This window comes from Variovorax sp. YR634, from assembly GCF_900106655.1.
Taxonomy (GTDB): domain Bacteria; phylum Pseudomonadota; class Gammaproteobacteria; order Burkholderiales; family Burkholderiaceae_C; genus Variovorax.
The window spans coordinates 182,106-201,373 of sequence record NZ_FNOL01000007.1 but is presented as its reverse complement, the minus strand read 5'-3'; the positions used below and the strand labels follow the sequence as shown (position 1 = coordinate 201,373).

Annotated in this window: 16 protein-coding genes; 7 read left to right on the top strand and 9 right to left on the bottom strand. The window is 65.5% G+C overall.

The window, feature by feature from the left end; all coding sequences use genetic code 11:
• Positions 1 to 67 precede the first annotated feature (67 nt).
• The 4 genes from urtD to urtA form a co-directional block, all read right to left on the bottom strand.
• A complete protein-coding gene (gene urtD, locus BLV60_RS15170; protein ID WP_093055857.1) occupies positions 68 to 811 on the bottom strand; it encodes an urea ABC transporter ATP-binding protein UrtD in 744 nt (247 codons plus the stop codon).
• Between the two features lie 25 nt (positions 812 to 836).
• The gene (urtC, locus tag BLV60_RS15165) at positions 837 to 2,030 is read right to left on the bottom strand and encodes an urea ABC transporter permease subunit UrtC (protein WP_093055855.1); all 1,194 of its coding nucleotides are present in this window, start codon (positions 2,028 to 2,030) and stop codon (positions 837 to 839) included.
• 148 nt (positions 2,031 to 2,178) lie between these two features.
• Positions 2,179 to 3,093 (bottom strand): urea ABC transporter permease subunit UrtB, encoded by a 915-nt coding sequence (gene urtB / locus BLV60_RS15160; protein WP_093055853.1) that lies wholly within the window; start codon positions 3,091 to 3,093, stop codon positions 2,179 to 2,181.
• Positions 3,094 to 3,178: 85 nt separating this feature from the next.
• Positions 3,179 to 4,444, bottom strand: a complete 1,266-nt coding sequence (urtA, locus tag BLV60_RS15155) for an urea ABC transporter substrate-binding protein (RefSeq protein ID WP_093055851.1) — start codon at positions 4,442 to 4,444, stop codon at positions 3,179 to 3,181.
• Positions 4,445 to 4,701: 257 nt separating this feature from the next.
• On the opposite strand from urtA, the gene BLV60_RS15150 reads away from it, so the two are divergent.
• The 3 genes from BLV60_RS15150 (at position 4,702) to BLV60_RS15140 (ending at position 9,835) form a co-directional block, all read left to right on the top strand.
• Positions 4,702 to 8,097, top strand: a complete 3,396-nt coding sequence (locus BLV60_RS15150) for a hybrid sensor histidine kinase/response regulator (RefSeq protein WP_256329119.1) — start codon at positions 4,702 to 4,704, stop codon at positions 8,095 to 8,097.
• Positions 8,075 to 8,974 carry a response regulator transcription factor gene (locus BLV60_RS15145; RefSeq protein ID WP_093055847.1) on the top strand — a complete coding sequence of 300 codons (900 nt, stop codon included), beginning with the start codon at positions 8,075 to 8,077 and terminating at the stop codon, positions 8,972 to 8,974. Before BLV60_RS15150 ends, BLV60_RS15145 begins: the two co-directional genes overlap by 23 nt.
• A gap of 90 nt (positions 8,975 to 9,064) precedes the next feature.
• Positions 9,065 to 9,835: a TIGR04325 family methyltransferase gene (locus BLV60_RS15140; RefSeq protein WP_093055845.1), complete on the top strand. Its 771-nt coding sequence runs from the start codon at positions 9,065 to 9,067 to the stop codon at positions 9,833 to 9,835.
• A 24-nt stretch (positions 9,836 to 9,859) separates the two neighbouring features.
• Here the strand turns inward: BLV60_RS15140 and BLV60_RS15135 are convergent, their stop codons facing one another.
• Entirely contained in the window at positions 9,860 to 10,330 is a 471-nt protein-coding gene (locus BLV60_RS15135) for a Spy/CpxP family protein refolding chaperone (protein WP_176928805.1), read from the bottom strand.
• A gap of 203 nt (positions 10,331 to 10,533) precedes the next feature.
• On the opposite strand from BLV60_RS15135, the gene BLV60_RS15130 reads away from it, so the two are divergent.
• From BLV60_RS15130 to BLV60_RS15115, 4 genes are all read left to right on the top strand, one after another.
• Entirely contained in the window at positions 10,534 to 11,430 is an 897-nt protein-coding gene (locus tag BLV60_RS15130; protein ID WP_093055841.1) for an SPFH domain-containing protein, read from the top strand.
• A 24-nt stretch (positions 11,431 to 11,454) separates the two neighbouring features.
• Positions 11,455 to 11,655, top strand: coding sequence for a type II toxin-antitoxin system antitoxin (locus BLV60_RS15125; protein WP_093055839.1), 201 nt, complete (start codon positions 11,455 to 11,457; stop codon positions 11,653 to 11,655).
• Between the two features lie 98 nt (positions 11,656 to 11,753).
• The gene (locus tag BLV60_RS15120) at positions 11,754 to 12,581 is read left to right on the top strand and encodes a substrate-binding domain-containing protein (RefSeq protein WP_176928804.1); all 828 of its coding nucleotides are present in this window, start codon (positions 11,754 to 11,756) and stop codon (positions 12,579 to 12,581) included.
• Between the two features lie 40 nt (positions 12,582 to 12,621).
• Entirely contained in the window at positions 12,622 to 13,356 is a 735-nt protein-coding gene (locus BLV60_RS15115) for a transporter substrate-binding domain-containing protein (protein WP_093055837.1), read from the top strand.
• Between the two features lie 19 nt (positions 13,357 to 13,375).
• Here the strand turns inward: BLV60_RS15115 and BLV60_RS15110 are convergent, their stop codons facing one another.
• The 4 genes from BLV60_RS15110 to BLV60_RS15095 form a co-directional block, all read right to left on the bottom strand.
• Entirely contained in the window at positions 13,376 to 13,789 is a 414-nt protein-coding gene (locus BLV60_RS15110) for a hypothetical protein (RefSeq protein WP_093055835.1), read from the bottom strand.
• Between the two features lie 69 nt (positions 13,790 to 13,858).
• Positions 13,859 to 16,096, bottom strand: coding sequence for a M1 family metallopeptidase (locus BLV60_RS15105; protein WP_093055834.1), 2,238 nt, complete (start codon positions 16,094 to 16,096; stop codon positions 13,859 to 13,861).
• Between the two features lie 653 nt (positions 16,097 to 16,749).
• Positions 16,750 to 18,084: an MFS transporter gene (locus BLV60_RS15100; RefSeq protein ID WP_093055832.1), complete on the bottom strand. Its 1,335-nt coding sequence runs from the start codon at positions 18,082 to 18,084 to the stop codon at positions 16,750 to 16,752.
• A 42-nt stretch (positions 18,085 to 18,126) separates the two neighbouring features.
• Complete coding sequence (locus tag BLV60_RS15095; RefSeq protein ID WP_093055830.1) at positions 18,127 to 19,233, bottom strand: porin; 1,107 nt, start codon at positions 19,231 to 19,233, stop codon at positions 18,127 to 18,129.
• Positions 19,234 to 19,268: the final 35 nt, after the last annotated feature.

The window sequence follows — 19,268 nt, the reverse complement described above, 5'->3', positions numbered from 1 at the left end:
GGCGGGGGACATTCGCGGAGCAAGGTACCCCGTCGGCGTGAGCGAGCCCTGAACGACAGCCCTTCATCTAGTGCCCCAGATAGACATCGATGACCTTGGGATCCGCCTGCACCTTCTCCATGGGCCCCTCGGCAAGGATCCTCCCCTGGTGCATCACGGTGACCTTGTGCGCGATCTGCTTGACGAAGGCCATGTCGTGCTCGATGACGATCACCGCGCGGTTCTGGCAGATGCGCTTGAGCAGGTCAGCCGTGAGCTCTCGTTCGCGCGCGCTCATGCCGGCAATGGGTTCGTCGAGCATCAGCAACTCGGGTTCCTGCATCAGCAACATGCCAATCTCAAGCCACTGCTTCTGGCCGTGGCTCAGCAGGCCGGCCTCTGTGTCGAGACGGTCGGCCAGGCCGATCTCTTCCGCAATCGCCTGCACCTTGGCCTTGACCTCGTCGTCGCACTTGAAAGCCAGCGCGCCGAACACCGAGCGGCCCTTCGGGAACGACACCTCCAGGTTCTGGAACACGCTCAGGTTCTCGTAGATGGATGGTGTCTGGAACTTGCGGCCGATGCCCAGCCGCACGCGCTTGTGCTCGGCCATCTTCGTGAGTTCGGTGTTCTTGAACTTGATGCTGCCGGCGCTTGCGCGCGTCTTGCCGCAGATCAGGTCGAGCAGCGTGGTCTTGCCTGCCCCGTTGGGGCCGATGATCACGCGCAGCTCGTTGCGATCGATGTACAGCGTGAGGTCGTCGATGGCCTTGAAGCCGTCGAAGGAGACGGTGAGGTCTTCCACGGCGAGCGCGAAGTCGGTGTTGCTCATGAGGGTGTGGCTCCGGGTTCTGTCGTCAGGCGCGCTGGCTGCCGACGCCTTCGGGCAGCGTGGGTTCGGGTTGTGATGCTGTCGGCGGCGCCACTGGTGCGGCTGCAACCGGCGGCTTGACAGCTGCATCGCGCAGCGCCTGGCGACGCGACTTCCACCAAGGCCGGATCTTTTCTTCCCACACTCCGGCAAGCCCCATCGGGAAGGCCATGGTCACGCCGATGAAGAGACCAGCCATCAGGAACAGCCACAGGTCCGGAAAGCTCTCGGAGAACAGCGTCTTGCCCGCATTCACCAGCAGCGCGCCGTACACCGCGCCCACCAGGCTCATGCGCCCGCCTACCGCGCAGAAGATCACCATCTCGATCGAGGGCACGATGCCCACGAAGCTCGGCGACATGAAGCCCACCTGCAGCGCGAACATCGCACCACCGATGCCCGAGAGCCCGGCCGCCAGGCAGAAGATGAAGACCTTGAAGTTCGACACGTCGTAGCCCGAGAAGCGCACGCGGTCTTCCTTGTCCCGCATGGCAAGCAGCAGCGTGCCCAGCTTGCTGGTCTGCACCCAGCGGCACAGCAGGATGCTCGCTACCAGCAAGCCGACGCAGACGTAATACAGCACGTACTTGGCGCTGTCGGTGCGCGTGTCCCAGCCCAGCATCGTCTTCAGGTCGGTCATGCCGTTCACGCCGCCCGTGTAGCCCTGCTGGCCGATGATGAGCACGGTGCAGATCAGCGCCACCGCCTGCGTGATGATCGCGAAGTACACGCCGCCCACGCGCCGCTTGAACATCGCAAAGCTCACGAGCCAGGCCAGTGCCATCGGCGCCAGCACCACCAGCGCAAGGCTCAGCGGCAGGCTCTTGAAGGGCAGCCACAGCGTGGGCAATTCGGTGATCTGGTTCCAGTCCATGAAGTCCGGAATGCCGGGCGTCGACTGGATCTTGGTCGTGATGGGATCGGAGGCTTCGAGCTTGAGGAACATCGCCATCGCATACCCGCCGATGCCGAAGAACACGCCCTGCCCCAGGCTCAGCACGCCGCCGTAGCCCCACACCATGACGAGCCCCACGGCCACGAAGGCGTAGGTGAGGTACTTGCCCACGAGGTTGAGGCGGAAGATGTCGAGCGACAGCGGCAGCACCACCGCGAGCAGCAGCACCAGGAGCAGCAGGCTGCCGAGCTGGTAGCGCTGGATCGAGGCCTTGATGAAATTCATCGATGACTCCAAAGCAAAAAAGAGGAGTTGAATGCGCGCAGGAACCGTAGCGAGCGGCCCGAGGTCGCATTGAGGACCGGAGCCGCACTCTCGTGCGGCGAGGACCGCAGATGCGAGATCGGGTCGCGCAGTAGGTTCATGCGTGCCTTCAACGGCGGACCTTGACGGCGAACAGGCCTTGGGGGCGCATCATCAAGATCAGCACGATCAGCGACAGCGTCAGCACCTTGGCCATCGAGCCGGTCATGAAGAACTCGGAGATCGACTGCGTCTGTGCAATGCCGAAGGCCGAGACCACCGTGCCGAACAGGCTGGCCGCGCCGCCGAAGGTGACGACCAGGAAGGCGTCGACGATGTAGAGCGAACCCGAGGTCGGCCCGGTCGAACCGATGGTGGTGAAGGCCGCGCCCGCCATGCCGGCAATGCCGCAGCCGATGGCAAAGGTCAGGCGGTCGGTCTTCTTCGTGTCAATGCCGGTGGCGTTGGCCATCGTGCGGTTGGCCACTGTGGCGCGCACCCGCAGGCCCCAGCGGCTCTTGTGCAGAGCGATGAGCACGCCGCCCGTGACCAGCGCTGTGAGCGCCAGCACGAACAGGCCGTTGATCGGAATGTCGAGGCCTTCATGCGGCGTCCACGAGCCCATGAGCCACTCGGGCAGCGTGGGGCTCACTTCCTTCGGGCCGATGAAGGTGCGAAAGATCTGCTGCAGGCCCAGGCTCACGCCCCAGGTGGCGAGCAGCGTGTCGAGCGGGCGCTTGTACAGGTGGCGAATCAGCACCCACTCCACGATCCATCCGGTGATGAAGGCGAAGACGAAGGCCAGCCCGATAGCGATCGGGAAGTAGTACGGCATGAACGCCGGCGCCAGGCTTTCGGTGATGCGCGCGGCCAGGTAGATCGAATAGGCGCCGATGGTCATGAACTCGCCATGCGCCATGTTGATCACGCCCATCTGGCCGAAGATGATCGCCAGGCCCAGCCCCATCAGCAGCAGCACCGCGAAGAGGCTCAGCCCCGCGAAGCCCTGCATGAGGCCGATGTTCATCATGTCCGACAGAGTCATGGCGGGAAGTCCGGAATGTTGGAGTTGCCCCCTCTCCCGCCAGCGGGAGAGGGTTGGGGTGAGGGCCGACGGCCTGCTTGCTGGCTTACTGGTAGCCCTTCGGGAACGGATCCGGCTTGATCAGCTCAGCCGACTCCGCCACCACCTTGAACGTGCCATCGAGCTGCCCCTGCCCGATACGCGCCTTGCTCCACAGGTGGTGGTTCGCATCCAGCTTCACGTAGCCTTCTGGCGCCGTCTTCAGCTCGATGCCCGGCGAGCCCGCCACCACCTTGTCCACGTCGAAGCTGCCGGCCTTCTCCACCGCCGCCTTCCACAGCCACGGACCGAGGTAGCCCGCCTGCGTCACGTCGCCGATCACCGCGTCCTTGCCGTACTTCGCCTTGAAGGCCTCCACGAACTTCTTGTTGTTCGCGTTGTCCAGCGTCTGGAAGTACTTCATCGACGAGTAGAAGCCCGCGAAGTTCTCGCCGCCCACGCCGGTCATTTCGTCTTCCGTCACGGCCAGCGTCAGCAGGAATTGCTTGTCGCCCGTGATGCCCGCGGCCTTGAGCTGCTTGTAGAAGGCCACGTTCGAGCCGCCCACCACGGCCGCAAAGATGCAGTCGGGTTTGGCCACCTTGATCTTGTTGATCAGCGAGTTGAAGTTGGTGTGGCCCAGCGGGTAGTACTCCTCGCCCTTGACCGAACCCTTCTGGAAGTTCTCGATGTGCTTGCGCGCGATCTTCATCGAGGTGCGCGGCCAGATGTAGTCGGAGCCCACCAGGAAGAAGGTCTTGGCCTTTTTCTCCTTCGCGCCCCAGTCCAGGCCCCAGATGATCTGCTGCGTGGCTTCCTGGCCGGTGTAGATCACGTTCTTGCTCTGCTCCAGGCCTTCGTAGAAGGTCGGGTAGTACAGGAGGCCGTTCTCTTTCTCGAACACAGGCAGCACTGCCTTGCGCGAGGCGCTGGTCCAGCAGCCGAACACGGCCGCGCAGTGGTCGTTGACCAGCAGCTTCTTCGACTTCTCGGCAAAGGTCGGCCAGTCGGAGGCGCCGTCTTCCTTGATGACCTTGATCTTGCGGCCCAGCACGCCGCCCATGGCGTTGATCTGGTCGATGGCGAGCTGTTCGGCCTGGATGGAGCCGGTCTCCGAAATCGCCATGGTGCCGGTGGACGAATGCAGCTGGCCCACCGTCACCTCGGTGTCGGTCACGGCGAGCTTGGTGGTGTTGACCTTGGCCGTGGGGAACTGCCCCTGGCCGAAGCTCAGGCCGCTCAGGCCCATCACGGGCAGCGCGGCGGCGCCCTGCAGCAGACGGCGGCGGCGCAATGCCAGGGCATCGAGAGAAAGATCTGAATCACGCGACATCAGGAAACTCCAGGCAGGTTGTTGGAAAGTAGAGCCGCGCACCATCGCAGTGCATCGGACGGTGCCTCGAGCACCATGGCTGGTACTTTAGAAATCACCCGGGTTTGCGCGAATACGTCATTCAACGTAGCGGCAAGAACCCACCCCGCCCGCAGACTCGCGAGCCAGACATCGGTGGAAAACATCGAGGGGAAAGAAGCACAGGGAGCGCTTCTTGCTGTACCTGCCCCATGCCACCGCCGCCGCGAGAACCAGCCATGCAATCCGTCTCCGGACAGAAGATCTTTCGCATCCGCCGCGACTACAACGCCTGGGTCGCGAACGAAACGCTGGAGGACTACGCACTGCGCTATACGCCGCGCAGCTTTCGCAAGTGGTCGGAGTTCCGCGTGGCCAACGCGGCCTTCGGCGCCACCTCGTTCCTGGCACTGGAGGCCATCGGCGGCGCCATCGCGCTGAGCTACGGCTTCTCGAATGCGCTGTGGGCCATCCTGGTGGTGGGGCTCATCACCTTCCTAACGGGCCTGCCGATCTCGTACTACGCGGCACGGCACGGCGTGGACATGGACCTGCTCACGCGCGGCGCGGGCTTCGGCTACCTGGGTTCCACGCTCACCTCACTGATCTACGCAAGCTTCACCTTCATCTTCTTCGCACTGGAGGCGGCCATCCTCGCGTTGGCGCTGCAGATGTACCTCGACTGGCCGCTATGGTTGCTGTACATGGTGTCGTCGATCGTCATCATTCCGTTGGTGGCGCGGGGCATCACGCTCATATCGGGGCTGCAGCTGTGGACGCAGCCGATCTGGATCGTGCTGTTCGTCTGCCCCTTCATCGCGGTGCTGGTGAAAAAGCCCGAGCTGTACGCCGACTTCACCAGCCTGGTCGGCCGCACCTCGGACAGCAGCGGCTTCGATCCGCTGATGTTCGGCGCCGCCGCCACGGTGGCCTTCTCGCTGGTGGTGCAGATCGGCGAGCAGGTCGACTACCTGCGCTTCCTGCCCGAGAAGACCGCCGCCAACAGTGGCCGCTGGTGGACCGCGGTGCTCATCGCCGGGCCGGGCTGGATCGTGCCGGGCATGTTAAAGATGATGGGCGGCGCGTTCCTCGCCTTCCTGGCCCTGCAGCACGAGATACCGGCCAACCACGCGATCGAGCCCACGCAGATGTACCTCACGGGCTTCTCGTACGTGCTGCGCGACCCGGCCTGGGTGCTGGGCATCACGGTGCTGTTCGTGGTGATCTCGCAGATGAAGATCAACCTGACGAACGCCTATGCGGGTTCGCTCGCTTGGTCTAACTTCTTCGCGCGGCTCACGCACAGCCACCCGGGGCGCGTGGTGTGGCTGGTGTTCAACGTGGTCATCGCGATATTGCTGATGGCGCTGGGCGTGTTCGCGGCGCTGGAACACGTGCTGGGCTTCTACAGCAACATCGCCATCGCATGGGTCGGCGCGCTGGTGGCCGACCTGGTCATCAACAAGCCGCTGGGCTGGAGCCCGAAGACCATCGAGTTCAAGCGCGCGCACCTATACGACATCAACCCGGTGGGGCTGATGGCGATGCTGGTGGCGGCTGCGCTGGCCATGCTGGCCTACTCGGGCGTGCTGGGGCATTGGGCCCGCGCCTTCTCGCCCTTCATCGCGCTGGTGACGGCCATGGCCGTGTCTCCGCTGCTGGCCTGGCGCACGCGCGGGCGCTACTACCTCGCGCGCACAGACATCGACCGCTGGAAGCCGGGCCAGAGCGTGAAGTGCTCGGTGTGCGACAACAGCTTCGAGTCTGAAGACATGGCGCACTGCCCTGCCTACAGCGCGCCGATCTGCTCGCTGTGCTGCACGCTCGAATCGCGCTGCCACGACCGCTGCAAGACCAACTCGCGCGCGGCCGAGCAGATGAGCGGCTGGCTGCAGGCGCTGCTGCCGCCGGCGCTGTCGGCGCGGCTGAACTTCCGCGTGGCGCACTACCTGCTGATAGCCGCCTCGCTCATTGCGTTGCTCGCCACCGTGGTCGGCGTGGTCTATGCGCAGGAGGCGCTGGCGGGCACCAGCGACTCGGTCATGGCCACTGCCTTTCTCAAAGTGTTCGCATTGCTCTCGGTCGTGGCCGCTGTGGCCGCGTGGTGGGTGGTGCTGGGCAGCGAGAGCCGGCAGATGGCGCAGGAAGAATCGAACCGCCACAACAATCTGCTGGCCCTCGAAATCGAGGCGCACCGCCGCACCGATGCCGCGCTGCAGACCGCCAAGGAAGCCGCCGAGGCCGCGAACCAGGCCAAGACGCGCTATGTGGCCGGCATGACGCACGAGCTGCGCACGCCGCTCAACAGCATCCTGGGCTACTCGCAGATCCTGCTCAAGGGCGACGCCGTGACGCCGCCGCGCGAGGCGGTGCAGACCATCCACCGCAGCGGCGAGCACATGCTGGGCCTGATCGACGGCCTGCTCGACCTGGCGCGCATCGAGGCCGGCCGGCTGCAGCTGGAGCCCGCGCCGCTCGCGCTGCCGGCCTTTCTCGACCAGCTCGTGCACATGGTGCGGCCGCAGGCAGAGAACAAGGGCCTGGCCTTCGTCTTCACGCACGCCGGGCAGTTGCCGCCATGGGTGCATGCCGATGCGAAGTGGCTGCGGCAGATTCTCATCAACCTGCTGACGAATGCGGTGCGCTTCACCGACAGCGGCACCGTCACGCTGCATGTGGATGCGCGGCGCGAGGTGCTGCGCTTCGACGTGGTCGACACCGGCATCGGCGTGGCGGCGCAGGACCACCAGCGCATCTTCCTGCCCTTCGAGCGCGGTGCGGCGGGCCGCCGCCGCGGAGAGCCCGGCACGGGGCTGGGCCTCACGATCACCGGACTGCTCACTTCGCTGATGGGCGGCGAGCTCAAGCTGGCCTCGACCTCTTCGCAAGGCAGCACCTTCAGCGTACGCGTGTACCTGCGCGAAGTGGCCGACCCCGGCCCGCAGGCCAGCAAGGCCGGCGCGCTGCGGCAACCCGTGTCGGGCTATATCGGCGCGCGCCGCACGCTGCTGGTGGTCGACGACCAGCCCGTGCAGCGCCAGATGCTCGCCGGCATGCTCGCGCCGCTGGGCTTCGAGGTGCGCGAGGCCGCAAGCGGCACCGAATGCCTCGACAGCCTGCGCGAGGAGCTGCCCTCGGCCATCCTGCTCGACCTGACGATGGACGACATGGACGGCTGGCAGACCGCCGCGTCGGTGCGCGCCTCGGGCTTTCGCGACATTCCGATCATCATCGTCTCGGCCAACATGTTCGAGAACCAGAGCGAGCGGCTGCGCGCGGCGGACTGCCAGGCCTTTGTGGGCAAGCCGGTTATCGAGTCGGCGCTGATCGCCACGCTGGAGCGGCACCTCGGCCTTGAGTGGCTGTCGGGCAGCGATGCATTGCCTCCCGCCGCTGCAGAAGACGCGCCGCAGCGCCCGCGTCAGCTTGCCCTTTCGGAAGACGACCGCGCCGAGCTCATGCGCCTCGTGCAGATGGGCCACGTGCGCGGCCTGCACACGGCGCTCGACCGGCTGGCGGCCGCCTCGCCCGCAGCGGCATCGACCTGCACCTGGCTGCGCGGCATGGTCACGCGCTTCGAACTCGACAACCTCCGCAACGCACTGGCCGAAGATGCAGACACCCTCGCCCCCTGAATCGCCATCGTCATCCGAACGCCCCGTGGTGCTGGTGGTGGACGACGCACCCAGCAGCCTCGGCATGCTGTGCGACACGCTGGAGGCCAGCGGCTACACCGTGCTGGTGGCGGCCGACGGCGAGGCCGCGCTGCAGCGGCTCGAACTGGTGGTGCCCGACGCAATCTTGCTCGACGGCCTGATGCCCGGCCTCTCGGGCTTCGAGACCTGCAGGCGCATCAAGGCCAATCCGGCGTGGGCGCACATTCCGGTGCTGTTCATGACGGGTCTTTCGGAAACCTCGCACGTGGTCGAGGGCTTCGAATGCGGCGGCGTCGACTACGTGGTGAAGCCGATCCGCGCGCAGGAGGTGCTGGCGCGGCTGCACACGCACGCGCGCAACGCGCGCATCACGCGCATGGCGCGAGACGCGGTCGACGTGGCCGGCATGGGTGTGGTGTTCATCGACACGCGCGGGCGCATCGCGTGGCGCTCGCCGCAGGCCGCGCTGTGGCTGCATGCGCTGGAAGACCCGGTGGCGCCGGGCCTGCTGCCCGCTTCGCTGGAACCGGCTCTCGCGCCGGGCGCGGCCATTGCCATAGGCACCGCCACGGGCATGCGGCTGTCGGTGCGCAACCTCGGCGCGGCGGCACTCGGCGAGACGATGCTGCTCTTCGCCATCCAGCGCGAAGGGCCGGCGGCCCGCCTGGCCGACGCCGCCCTTACGCCGCGCGAGACAGAGGTGCTGTCATGGCTCGCCAAGGGCAAGACCAACCGCGACATCGGCGAGATCCTGGGCACCAGCCCACGCACGGTGAACAAGCACCTGGAGCACATCTTCGAGAAGCTGGGGGTGGAAACGCGGGCGGCTGCGGCGGCGCTGGCGAGCGGTATGTAACCCCCATGGGGTAACCGCCCCAACGGCACTGGGCTATAGCCCTCGAATGCTCCGGTTGCACCCAGAATGGGCACGCCACCGGAGAAATAGATGCTTTCAAGCCTTCTGCAGTTTCCTCCCCGCGAAAGTGCGTACAGGCGCAAGTTCCTGAGCAACACGGACGAGAACCTCTTCATGGGTTCGTTCGAGAGCTTCGCGGCGGCCGAGGCTGGCGCACCGCCCAGCAAGGCCGTTGGCTACGCCAATGCCGACGCGGGCGAGCTCTACAGCCCGCAGATCTATTTCTACGACTACCCCGGCCTCTTCTGGCTGGGCCGCTCCATCGATGCAGGCCTGACGCGCGTGTTCGACCTGGGCGGGCACGTCGGCATCAAGTACTACGCCTTCCGGCGCGTGCTGAGCTACCCCGACACCCTGCGCTGGACGGTGTGCGACGTGCCCGGCGTGGTCGAGAGCGGCCGCGCGATGGCCGTCAAGCGCGAAGCGACCGAGCAACTCGGCTTTACCACCGACTACCGCGATGCGAGCGGCTGCGACGTGCTGTATGTGTCGGGCAGCCTGCAGTACCTGCCGACCCGCATGGACGCGATTCTTTCCGCGCTGGCCGTGAAGCCCAGGCGCATCGTCATGAACACCACGGCCGTGCACCCCGAGCGCACGATCTACACGCTCAACAGCATCGGCGTGGCTGTGTGCCCTTATCGCATCCAGCACCACGACGAACTCCTGGCCGACCTCGCGCGCTCCGGCTACAGGAAGCGCGATGTGTGGCGCAACGAGGGCAAGCCTATCGAGGTGCCCTTCGTCGACGGCGGGGACAAGCCGTACTACGCAGGCTGCTGCTTCGACCTCATCACCTGATCGCCCGCTGACGCATCGGCCCGGTCAGGGAATGACGGCCGGCAGGTTCTGGTCCGCCGTGTGGCGCTGCTCGGGCGTCATTGCTTCGTAGAGCTTCGACAACGCATCGCTCACCGCCTGCGTGCGCCGGGCACGGTCTTGTGCCTGCATGGCGCGCTGCTGTGCGAACTGCACGGCGGTCAGGTCGTCTGGTGGTGCCGCAGCGGTCATGCCGGCGCGGCTGGCCATGTCCCACACCGCATCGGAGAAGCGGTCCCACAGCTGTGACTGCTCGGGCGTGATCATGAGTTGCACGCGCAAGTCGTAGAGCTTGTCGCGGATCTTGCCCGCAGCGGTTGCCGGCGTGGACAGGCCGTCGCCTGTGCGCGGGCTTGTCGTGCTGTCGGGCCGCGTACCGCGCCGGCCTCCGCCACCGCCGAATTGCGCAAAGCAATGGCCGCTCACGGCGACAAGGGCTGCGGCGAGCGCGAAGCGCTGCAGGGGTCGATTCATCATCATTGCGGGTTCCTTCGATGCCTGGCCCTCGAAGGACCACCGCGCATTTCAGGCGCGGCAGCTGTCCCGGGCGTTGCGAGCCCGTAAACCCGGGGTAAAGCAAGCCGCCTTTACTTTCGAACGGCGAAGCGGCCCTCGCATCGAAAACATCTTGACTGCCTTCAAAAAGATATTAAAGTGATATCACTTTTAACGGAGGCTACATGCAAGAGAAGACCCCCACAACACCGCGCAAGGTCCGCAAGGAGCGCCCCTACCGGTCGATCAACGGCTACGGCGTGTCGGCCGTGGTGCTGCTGCTGATCGCTGTCGGCATATGGGCGCTGGTGCAGCGCCTGATGCCGCTGCCCATGAGCATTCTGCTGATCGTGATCGGCCTCGTGCTGATCCCTGGCCTCTACATGCTGCAGCCCAACGAGGGCATCATCCTCACGCTGTTCGGCGAGTACCAGGGCACCGACCGCACCGAGGGCCTGCGCTGGACCAATCCTTTGCAAAGCGGCCAGAAGATCTCGCTGCGCGCACGCAACCTCAACACACCGCCGCTGAAAGTGAACGACAAGCGCGGCAACCCGGTGGAGATCGGCGCGGCAGTGGTGTGGAGGGTCTACGACACGGCGCAGGCCGTGTTCGAGATCGACGACTACAACAAGTTCGTCGCCATCCAGGCCGAAGCGGCCATCCGCCACCTTGCCACTCTCTATGCCTACGACAGCGGCGACGACCTGCAGAGCGAAGAAACCACGCTGCGCGCCGGGCTCGACACGGTGGCCGATGCACTCAAGGACGAGCTGAACCAGCGCTTTGCCAGCGCGGGCGTCGAAGTGCTCGACGCCAAGCTCACCCACCTCGCCTACGCCCCCGAGATCGCTCAGGTGATGCTGCGCCGCCAGCAGGCGGTGGCCATCGTCAGCGCGCGGCACCAGATCGTGGCTGGCGCGGTCGGCATGGTCGAGGCAGCGCTCAAGGGCCTGTCGGAGCGCAATCTCGTGGTGCTGGACGACGAGCGCAAGGCCTCGATGGTGTCGAACCTGCTGGTGGTGCTGTGCTCCGACCGAGAGACGCAGCCCGTGGTCAACACCGGTACGCTGTACACCTGAAGCCCGTCTCTCTACCCGCACCCGATGGCCAGTCCCGGAAAAAAATCCTACCCCCTGCGCATCGATCCGGCCCTGTGGGCCGAGATCGAACGCCTGGCGGCGCAGGAGCTGCGAAGCGCGAACGCGCAGGTCGAGTTCCTGCTGCGCGAAGGGCTGGTCAGGCGAGGAAGGCTGCCCGCCGCGGACGCGGGCAAGCCCGACGAGCCTGCGTCATCCCCTCAGTGATAACCCCAAATCCGCTGAAGGCCGAATGACAGCCCCGGCTTCTACGATGACGGCAGCAGGCGGCGCCACGCCGCCGCTTCCTTCCTTCTGGAGACATCGTGACGAAGCCCATTCTTTTTTCTTCCTTTCGCACCCTCACCCGCCGCGCAGCCCTCCCGCTGATTGCGGCCCTCGCGCTCGCCGGCTGCGGCAGCCTCGGCGGCAGCAAGCCCGCCGGTGGCGACATCCACGTCATGACCTCGGGCGGCTTCACCGCCGCCTACAACGACCTGCGCCCCGAGTTCGAGCGCAGCAGCGGCCGCACCGTGAAGACGGCATACGGCGCCTCGATGGGCAACGCCGACGATTCGGTCCCCAGCCGCCTCGCGCGCAACGAGCCGGCCGACGTGGTGATCCTCGCTCGCCCCGCGCTCGATGCGCTGGTCGCACAGGGCAAGGTCGTGCCCGGCAGCCAGGTCGACCTGGTGCGCTCGGCCATCGGCTTCGCGGTGCGCAAGGGTGCGCCCAGGCCCGACATCAGTTCCGTCGATGCGCTGAAGCGCACGCTGCTCGCGGCCCCGTCCATCGCCTACTCGGCCAGCGCGAGCGGCACCTACTACGAGACCGAGCTGCTCAAGAAGCTCGGCATCGAAGACCAGGTCAAGCCCAAGAGCAGGCGCATCCTGAGCGAGCGCGTCGGCACGGTGGTAGCGCGCGGCGACGCGGCGCTCGGCCTGCAGCAGGTGAGCGAGCTGTTGCCCATCGCCGGCATCGACTACATCGGCCCTCTGCCGGCAGAAGTGCAGCAGGTGACGGTGTTCTCTGCCGGCGTGGCCACCACATCGAAACAACCCGATGCGGCACGGCAACTGATCCGCTATCTCAACTCGCCCGCTGCCGCGCCCACCATCGCCAAGACGGGGCTGGAGCCGCTGACTGCGCCGTAAACTGACGCGCATCCCCCAGCTCTCATCGACGAACCACGCCATGACGATCTCCCCCGCCCTCGTTTCCGCTTTCGCGCCCAGCGGCACGCTGCGCGCCTCGATCAACCTCGGCAACCCCATCCTGGCCAACAAGGACGCGGCAAGCGGCGAGCCGGTAGGCGTCTCGATCGATCTGGCGCGAGAGTTCGCACGGCGGCTCGGCGTGGGCGTCGAGCTGGTGGTGTTCGAGAAGGCGGCGGCTTCGGTCGATGCGGTGAAGAACGAAAAGGCCGACATCGGCTTCTTCGCCATCGACCCGGCACGCAGCGAAGGGCTGCTGTTCACCGCGCCCTATGTGCTGATCGAGGGTAGCTACCTCGTGCCCGAAGCTTCGGCGCTCGCCGACAACGCGCAGGTCGATGCGAAGGGCCACCGCATCTCGGTCGGCTCAGGCAGCGCCTACGACCTGTTCCTCACACGCGAGATCAAGGCAGCCGAGATCGTGCGGCTGCAGGGCGCGGGCCCGGCGCTTGCAGCACTGCGTTCAGGCGAAGTCGAAGTGGCGGCAGGCATCCGCCAGATGCTCGAAGGCGAAGCGCAGCGCGCACCCGGCGTGCGCGTGCTCCCGGGCCGCTTCATGGTGATCCAGCAGGCCATGGGCACGCCGGCCAGCCGCGGCGCCGCGGCACAAGCGCTGCTCGCCGCCTTCGTCGAAGAGATGAAGGCCAGCGGCTTCGTGGCCGATGCGCTGAAGCGCCATCGCATCGAAGGCGCGAGCGTGGCGCCCGCAGCCTGACCTACCGGCGCTTCAGCCGTCAGAGCTTGTACGCCTCCACCGGCCCCCGCGAATAGAACAGGAAGTAGCCGGTCGAGGTCTGGAAGCCGTTCTTCTTCCAGCCCGCCGGCACTTTGAAGATGCCTAGCTGCTCGCTCGCCATGCCGACGAAGGCGGTGCTCTCCTTGTCGGTGGTGATGCGAGCCCATTGCTCGCGCGTGACCGGCTTCATCTGCATCTTCGGTTCGCTCCACTCGGGCGTACGCACCTTGTCGCGCATCACGTAGCGGTCGCCCTGCTTCTCTATCTTGATCAGTTCCTTGAGCGCGCCGTTCTGCTTGACGGCGTAGGTGCCGACCAGTTCGGCCTCGGGTCCGCTGCTGCTGCTTGCGCCGCATGCGGCAAGCAGCAACGCCGATGCCCCGGCCGCCAGCCATTTCAATGCTGTGTTCATGTTGATCCTCGTGCGATGAGGCGCGCACCGACCGATATGCCGGGCGGCGCGCGCCGGTTCAAACAATGCTCAGCGCTTGTCGTTCTCGCGCAGCTTCAGGCTGCCCTGGAAGCGCAGCGCATGCGGGTACTCTTCCTTCTCGACCCCGGCATCTACCGCCGCCATCTTCTGCTGGCTCACCTGCGTCTTGGCCAGCAAGGTCGCCGGCAGGTTGACCACACCCTTGATCTGGTCGTACTGCGCCTGCGTGATGCGCCCCACGCTCAGCAGCCGGAACGCATCGCGCTCGATATTCAGCAGCAGCGGCTTGTTGCTTGCAAAACTCTGCGCCTTGGCCAGCAGTGCGCTCCACGACTGCGCGCTGTAGTTGCTCACGTAGTAGTCCTGCCCGGTCGGCCCGGCCAGCACGGCCGTGCAGCCTGGTAGCTCGATCTGCGTGCTGTTGTTCGACATCACGAAGGTCTGGCGCTTTTCCATCGCGTCGCCGTATGCCAGCGTGACGGGAACGGTCCAGGTCGAGGCCGGGTACACGTTCTGGTTGGGGAACGACTCCTGCGTGATGTTCACGTAGGTGCTGTTGCCCGCGCACTGCGCGTCGACCGTGAGCAGCGGAATGCCGGTCTGGCGGATGAGGCTGTCGCCGATGTCGCTCACCTTCTTGTCGGTGGCCTTCTCCAGCGAACTCCACAGCCGCGAAGGCGTGACGTTGCCGTACGCGTAGTCCTTCAGGTAGATCTGCAGGCCCTTCTGCATCGCCTCTTCGCCGATGTAGTTCTGGATGGTCTCCAGCACGTGGCTGCCCTTGTTGTAGACGAAGATCGACGGGCTGATGAAGCCGAACGAACCTGCGTCGTTGAGGTTGCGCTGCACCGGCACCGCCGTGTTCTTCAGGTCGGCCACGATCACGTTGTGCTTGTCCAGCACGTAGTCGGAGAAGCTGTAGTACTCGGGGTGGAACTTGATCGTGGTGCGCCTTTCGAACCAGCGAGCGAACGACTCGTTGAGCCACACGTTGTCCCACCAGTCGAGCGTGACCAGGTCGCCGAACCACTGGTGCGCCACCTCGTGCGTGACCACCGTCACCGAGTACAGCGTGGGCGTGTCGCCCGGCTTGGTGAGCACCGAATCGGCAAACTCGAAGATCGAGCCCCAGTTCTCCATGCCGCCGAAGCCGGTGTTGGGCTTGTTGTTGTAGCTGTCGTTGGCCGCGACGGTGTCGAACTTCTTGAAGGGCAGCGGGATGCCGGTGTACTTGTAGTAATAGTCCATCGACACCTTGGTCCACTCCATCGCGAACTTGGCCCAGTCGGCGCGGCCCGGCGGCGTGAACCAGCGCAGCGGCATGTCGCTGCCGTCGAGCGGGTTCTTGAAGTTGTCGGCCAATATGTCGAACTTGCCGCCGCCGAAGAAGGTCAGGTACATCGGCATCGAAGGCGTCTTCTCGAAGGCCACGCGCTGGTAGCCGTCGGGCAGCTTCGTTGCCTCGGTCTGTGCGCCGTTCGACACCGTCTTCCAGTCGCCCGGCACCTCTGCCGAGATCTCGAAGGTGTGGCGGAAGGCCGGCTCGTCCCAGCCCGGGAACCATTGCCGCGCATAGTTGGTTTCGCCCTGCGTCACGATGGCATCGCTGCTCACGCCCTCGGGCGTGGAGAGGCCCACCTTGAAGATGCCTGTGGCGGCCGAACAGAACGGGTTGCGTGCCACCTCCGCGGGCGGGCAGTACTCGGCGTCGGAAAACTGGATCTTGCCGTCCCACTCCATGTGCAGCAGGTACTTGCCCTTTGCGATCTGGCCGTCGTTCAGGCGCAGCTGCACGAAGTCGCCCAGCGTCTGCGGCGTGGGAATCAGCGGAATCGCTTCACCAGGGCTCGACACCTTGCGCAGCGTGGTGCGGCCCTTTGCAAAGTTCAGGTTGTGCGCGGCAACGACGATGGCGTCGACCGGCTTGAGCACTTCGATCTCCACATCGCCGCGGCCTACGAAAGTCTTGAGCGCCGCATCGGGACGGAACCACAGCTTGTAGTTGCTGGGCCAGACGGTGTCGGGCAGCTCCATCGGCTTGGCCGAACGATCGACCGCTGCAACGGCGGCATTCGCCGCATTGGGCACGCCGTCGTCGGGCGTCTTCGAGGTGGGGTCGGACACGGGTGCCGAAACAACGGAGTCCGACGGTGCGCTGAGGCCGGTGCCGGCACCGCCGAGCGAAGCGCCGCCACTGTCTCCGCCGCCGCCGCATGCCGTCAGAACGGCAAGGGTCACTGCGGTGATGGCAAGATGATTGACCACCGGGGTACTGAATTTTTTCATGATCGCCTCTGAGTACTCTTGGTAAGAAGAAACATGCGCCGTCCCGCATGCGCCCGGCGGATAGCCGGCGATGCGCGTAACGCGCGCGGTGATGAGATGAACAACGGGGTTATCTGGGAAGAAAAACGGGCAACACACTGCCCTCCCGGCGAACGCTTTCGTTCGTCAGGACCGCACAGTCATGCAAGGTCACACCGCGTGCGAGGCGGTGGTCCCAGGATGCGAGGCGTAAGAGGTTCCATTCCCGTCAGACGCGGGGTGATGGGATGCAAGCGCGGGGCTGTAGTGCGAAGGCTCGCGCTCAGTGCCGGCGCGTCTGCGCGGTGCGTTTCCGCGAAGCGGAAGCGGCACGAACCATGTCGGTTATGGCAAGACTTTCTGCGGCTCTTGTCGTTGATTTCACGCGCATTCCCTCGTCCATTGATGTGCGCCAGTTTTAGCTGAACGAACAAGTCAGCTCAACGAATCGCGGAACTTTTCTCTCTCAAAATGTTCGCGCGCCATAGGCCGAATGGCGTCATGACATGCAGCGCACGCCGTGCGCTATGTAGATGGTTCTAGCGTCGAAACACCTGCTCACGCAGATGACAGAAATCGGCCCCATGCACTGTGACTGCGTGGCCACAGTACGAAGGTACAAGCCTTCGAAAAGCTCAGGAAAGCTGTGAACCTGAGACTGCTGCAGCGCCGTGCGCGCGGTCACGCAGCCACAGCAAGAGGCCGCATGCGAACACCACGACCTGCGTGCCGATCAGCAGCGCAAAGCCCGCGAAAAAACCGGAGGCCGATGCCGCCGATGCAGCGGCCGTGCTCGCGGTGCCCGAGACATGCGACACCGCGCCGATCACGCCGCCCATCAGCGCCGGCATGAAGCCCGCCACGAGGCTGCCCGCGCCATTGGTCACGCCGAACGCACTGGCCGTGTGCTCGGGCCGCGAGCAGTACTGCACCGTGCTCGGAATGGCCGGACTCTGGAGGCCCCAGAAGAAGTTGGCCGCCACCAGGCAGCTTGCCGCCGCGTATGGATCGCGTGCGTTGATGGCCATCAGCACCGACAGCGCCACACCCAAGCTCGCGCCCATGAAGATGAAGGGCACGCGCTCGCGCCCGACCTTGTCGATGAGCACACCGCCCACGAACACAGCAAGCACCGTGGCGTATTGCGGCAGCGAGGCCAGCCAGCCCATCTCGCGCATCGAAAAGCCTCGCGCTTCGCGCAGATACGTCGGCAGCCAGTTGCTGCTGCCCCAGAGATAAGCCAGCGCGGCCGAGGTCAGCAGCGTGATGAGGAACAGGTGCCGCGTGTGCAGCGCGCCCTTCACGATGCCGCCCACGCGCGCCATCGCCTCGCCGAACGACGAAGGCTTCACGCCATCGGCATGCACCGGCGGCATGCGCACGAAGGCCAGCACCAGCGGAATGCCGAGCACGATGTTCAACACGCCGAGCACATGGAAGGAGGTGTCCCACGCGAACTGCGTGAGCAGATAGCCAACCAGCGGATAGCCAATGGCCAGCCCCAGCCCCGTGCCCATGTTCACGAAGGCATTCGGCTTGCCGTTCTCGTCGCTGCGGAAATGTGCCTTGATGTACGCAGAGGCCAGCGAGAACAGCGGTCCCTCCGACACGCCCAGCAGGATGCGCGAGGCCAGCAACATGCCGTAGCTGTGGAACATCGGCGAGGCCCACGTCACCACGCCCCAGAGGATCAGGCCGTACACCAGGCTGCGCCGCACACCGAACAGCGCCGAGCAGAACGGCGTGAGCACGAAAGCCGACACGCCATAGCCCAGCATGAAGGCCGTCGCCAGGAAGCCCTGGCTCACGCGGTCGGTGGCCGCGATGCCCACATGGTTCAGGAACGCGGCATCGGTAATCAGCACCGCGATGTTGATGCGGTCCACGTAGGAGATCGCGACGATCACGAACAGCGTGATGACACCGTACCAACGAAAGTTCTTGCTACTGCGGATGCTGTTGCTCTGCATGACCTGTCCTGCCGATGTGGGAGTGGTGACGCGCCTGTGCGCCTAGAACATGTGGCGCATGCCGAACTCTGTGCCGCTGGAGGCGCGGTTCGGCGCGGTGATAGCGCCCGAAAGGGCTTGCGACGCACCATTGCTGTTGCTGATGCGCGCGATGGTGGCGTACAGCGCGGTGCGCTTCGACAGGTTATGCACGTAGCCTATCGCCAGCTTCGACGAGGTTGGCTTCAGCGCTGCACCGACAGGCTCCAGCCGGTAGCGCGCATACGAGGCCTTGATCTCGCCGGGCCCGATGGGCAGCTGCAAGCCAATGAGCGCGCCCTTGGCATCGGTCGTGCCCTTCGACTCCTTGTACAGCTCGCTCGTGAGCTTGAGGTTCATGAGCGACGCATCGAAGGTGTAGGACGCGCCGAGGTTCGTCACGCGCAGGTCGCCGCTCGCATAGCGCGTGCGGCCGGTGGCCAGCGCGATGTTGAGCCCGCCGCTCTGGTAGCCGAAGCGCGCGCCCGTGTGGTCGCCGTCGTGCTCGTTCGACACCCGTGTCCCAGGCAGCACCGAGTTGGAATCGTTCTCGCCCATCGCGTACATCACCTGCCCGTAGAAGCCGCCGAGGCTGGCCGGCAGCAGGTAACCGATGCTGTTCGAGGCACGCGTGCCCGTGGGCGCGACGAGGCCACCGAGGCCCGAGAAGTAGATCTGGTTCGCGCCGATGCCGCCGCCCGTGCCGAAGGGGTCGAAGATGGCGGTGTTCCAGAACGCCGGCACATAGTCGCGCCCCAGCCGCAGCTCGCCGAACGGCCCTGCAAGGCTCACGGTGGAGCGGCGGTTGAAGCTCAGCACGCCCGCGGTGCCGTTGCCGCTGGCCTGGTTGTTGGAGTTCGACGGAAAGCCCGTGCCGCTGTCGTTCTGCAGACCCATCTCCAGCCAGAAGTTGGCCGAGTAGCCACCGCCCAAGTCTTCGGTGCCTCGAAAACCGAGGCGGCTGAACATGTTGCCGCTGTTGGTCAGCTGCGTCTTGTGGGCCGAACCGTTGCCGCTGCCCTTGGTGTAGGTGACGGCTGCGTCGACCACGCCGAAGAGCGTGAGGGAAGATTGGGCCAGCGCTCCGCCAGCCGTGCTGGCCGCAGCCAGCGCGATCAAGTAGTTTTTCATTGGATTTTCGGGAGTGGTTTTTCTCTGGCCGCGGG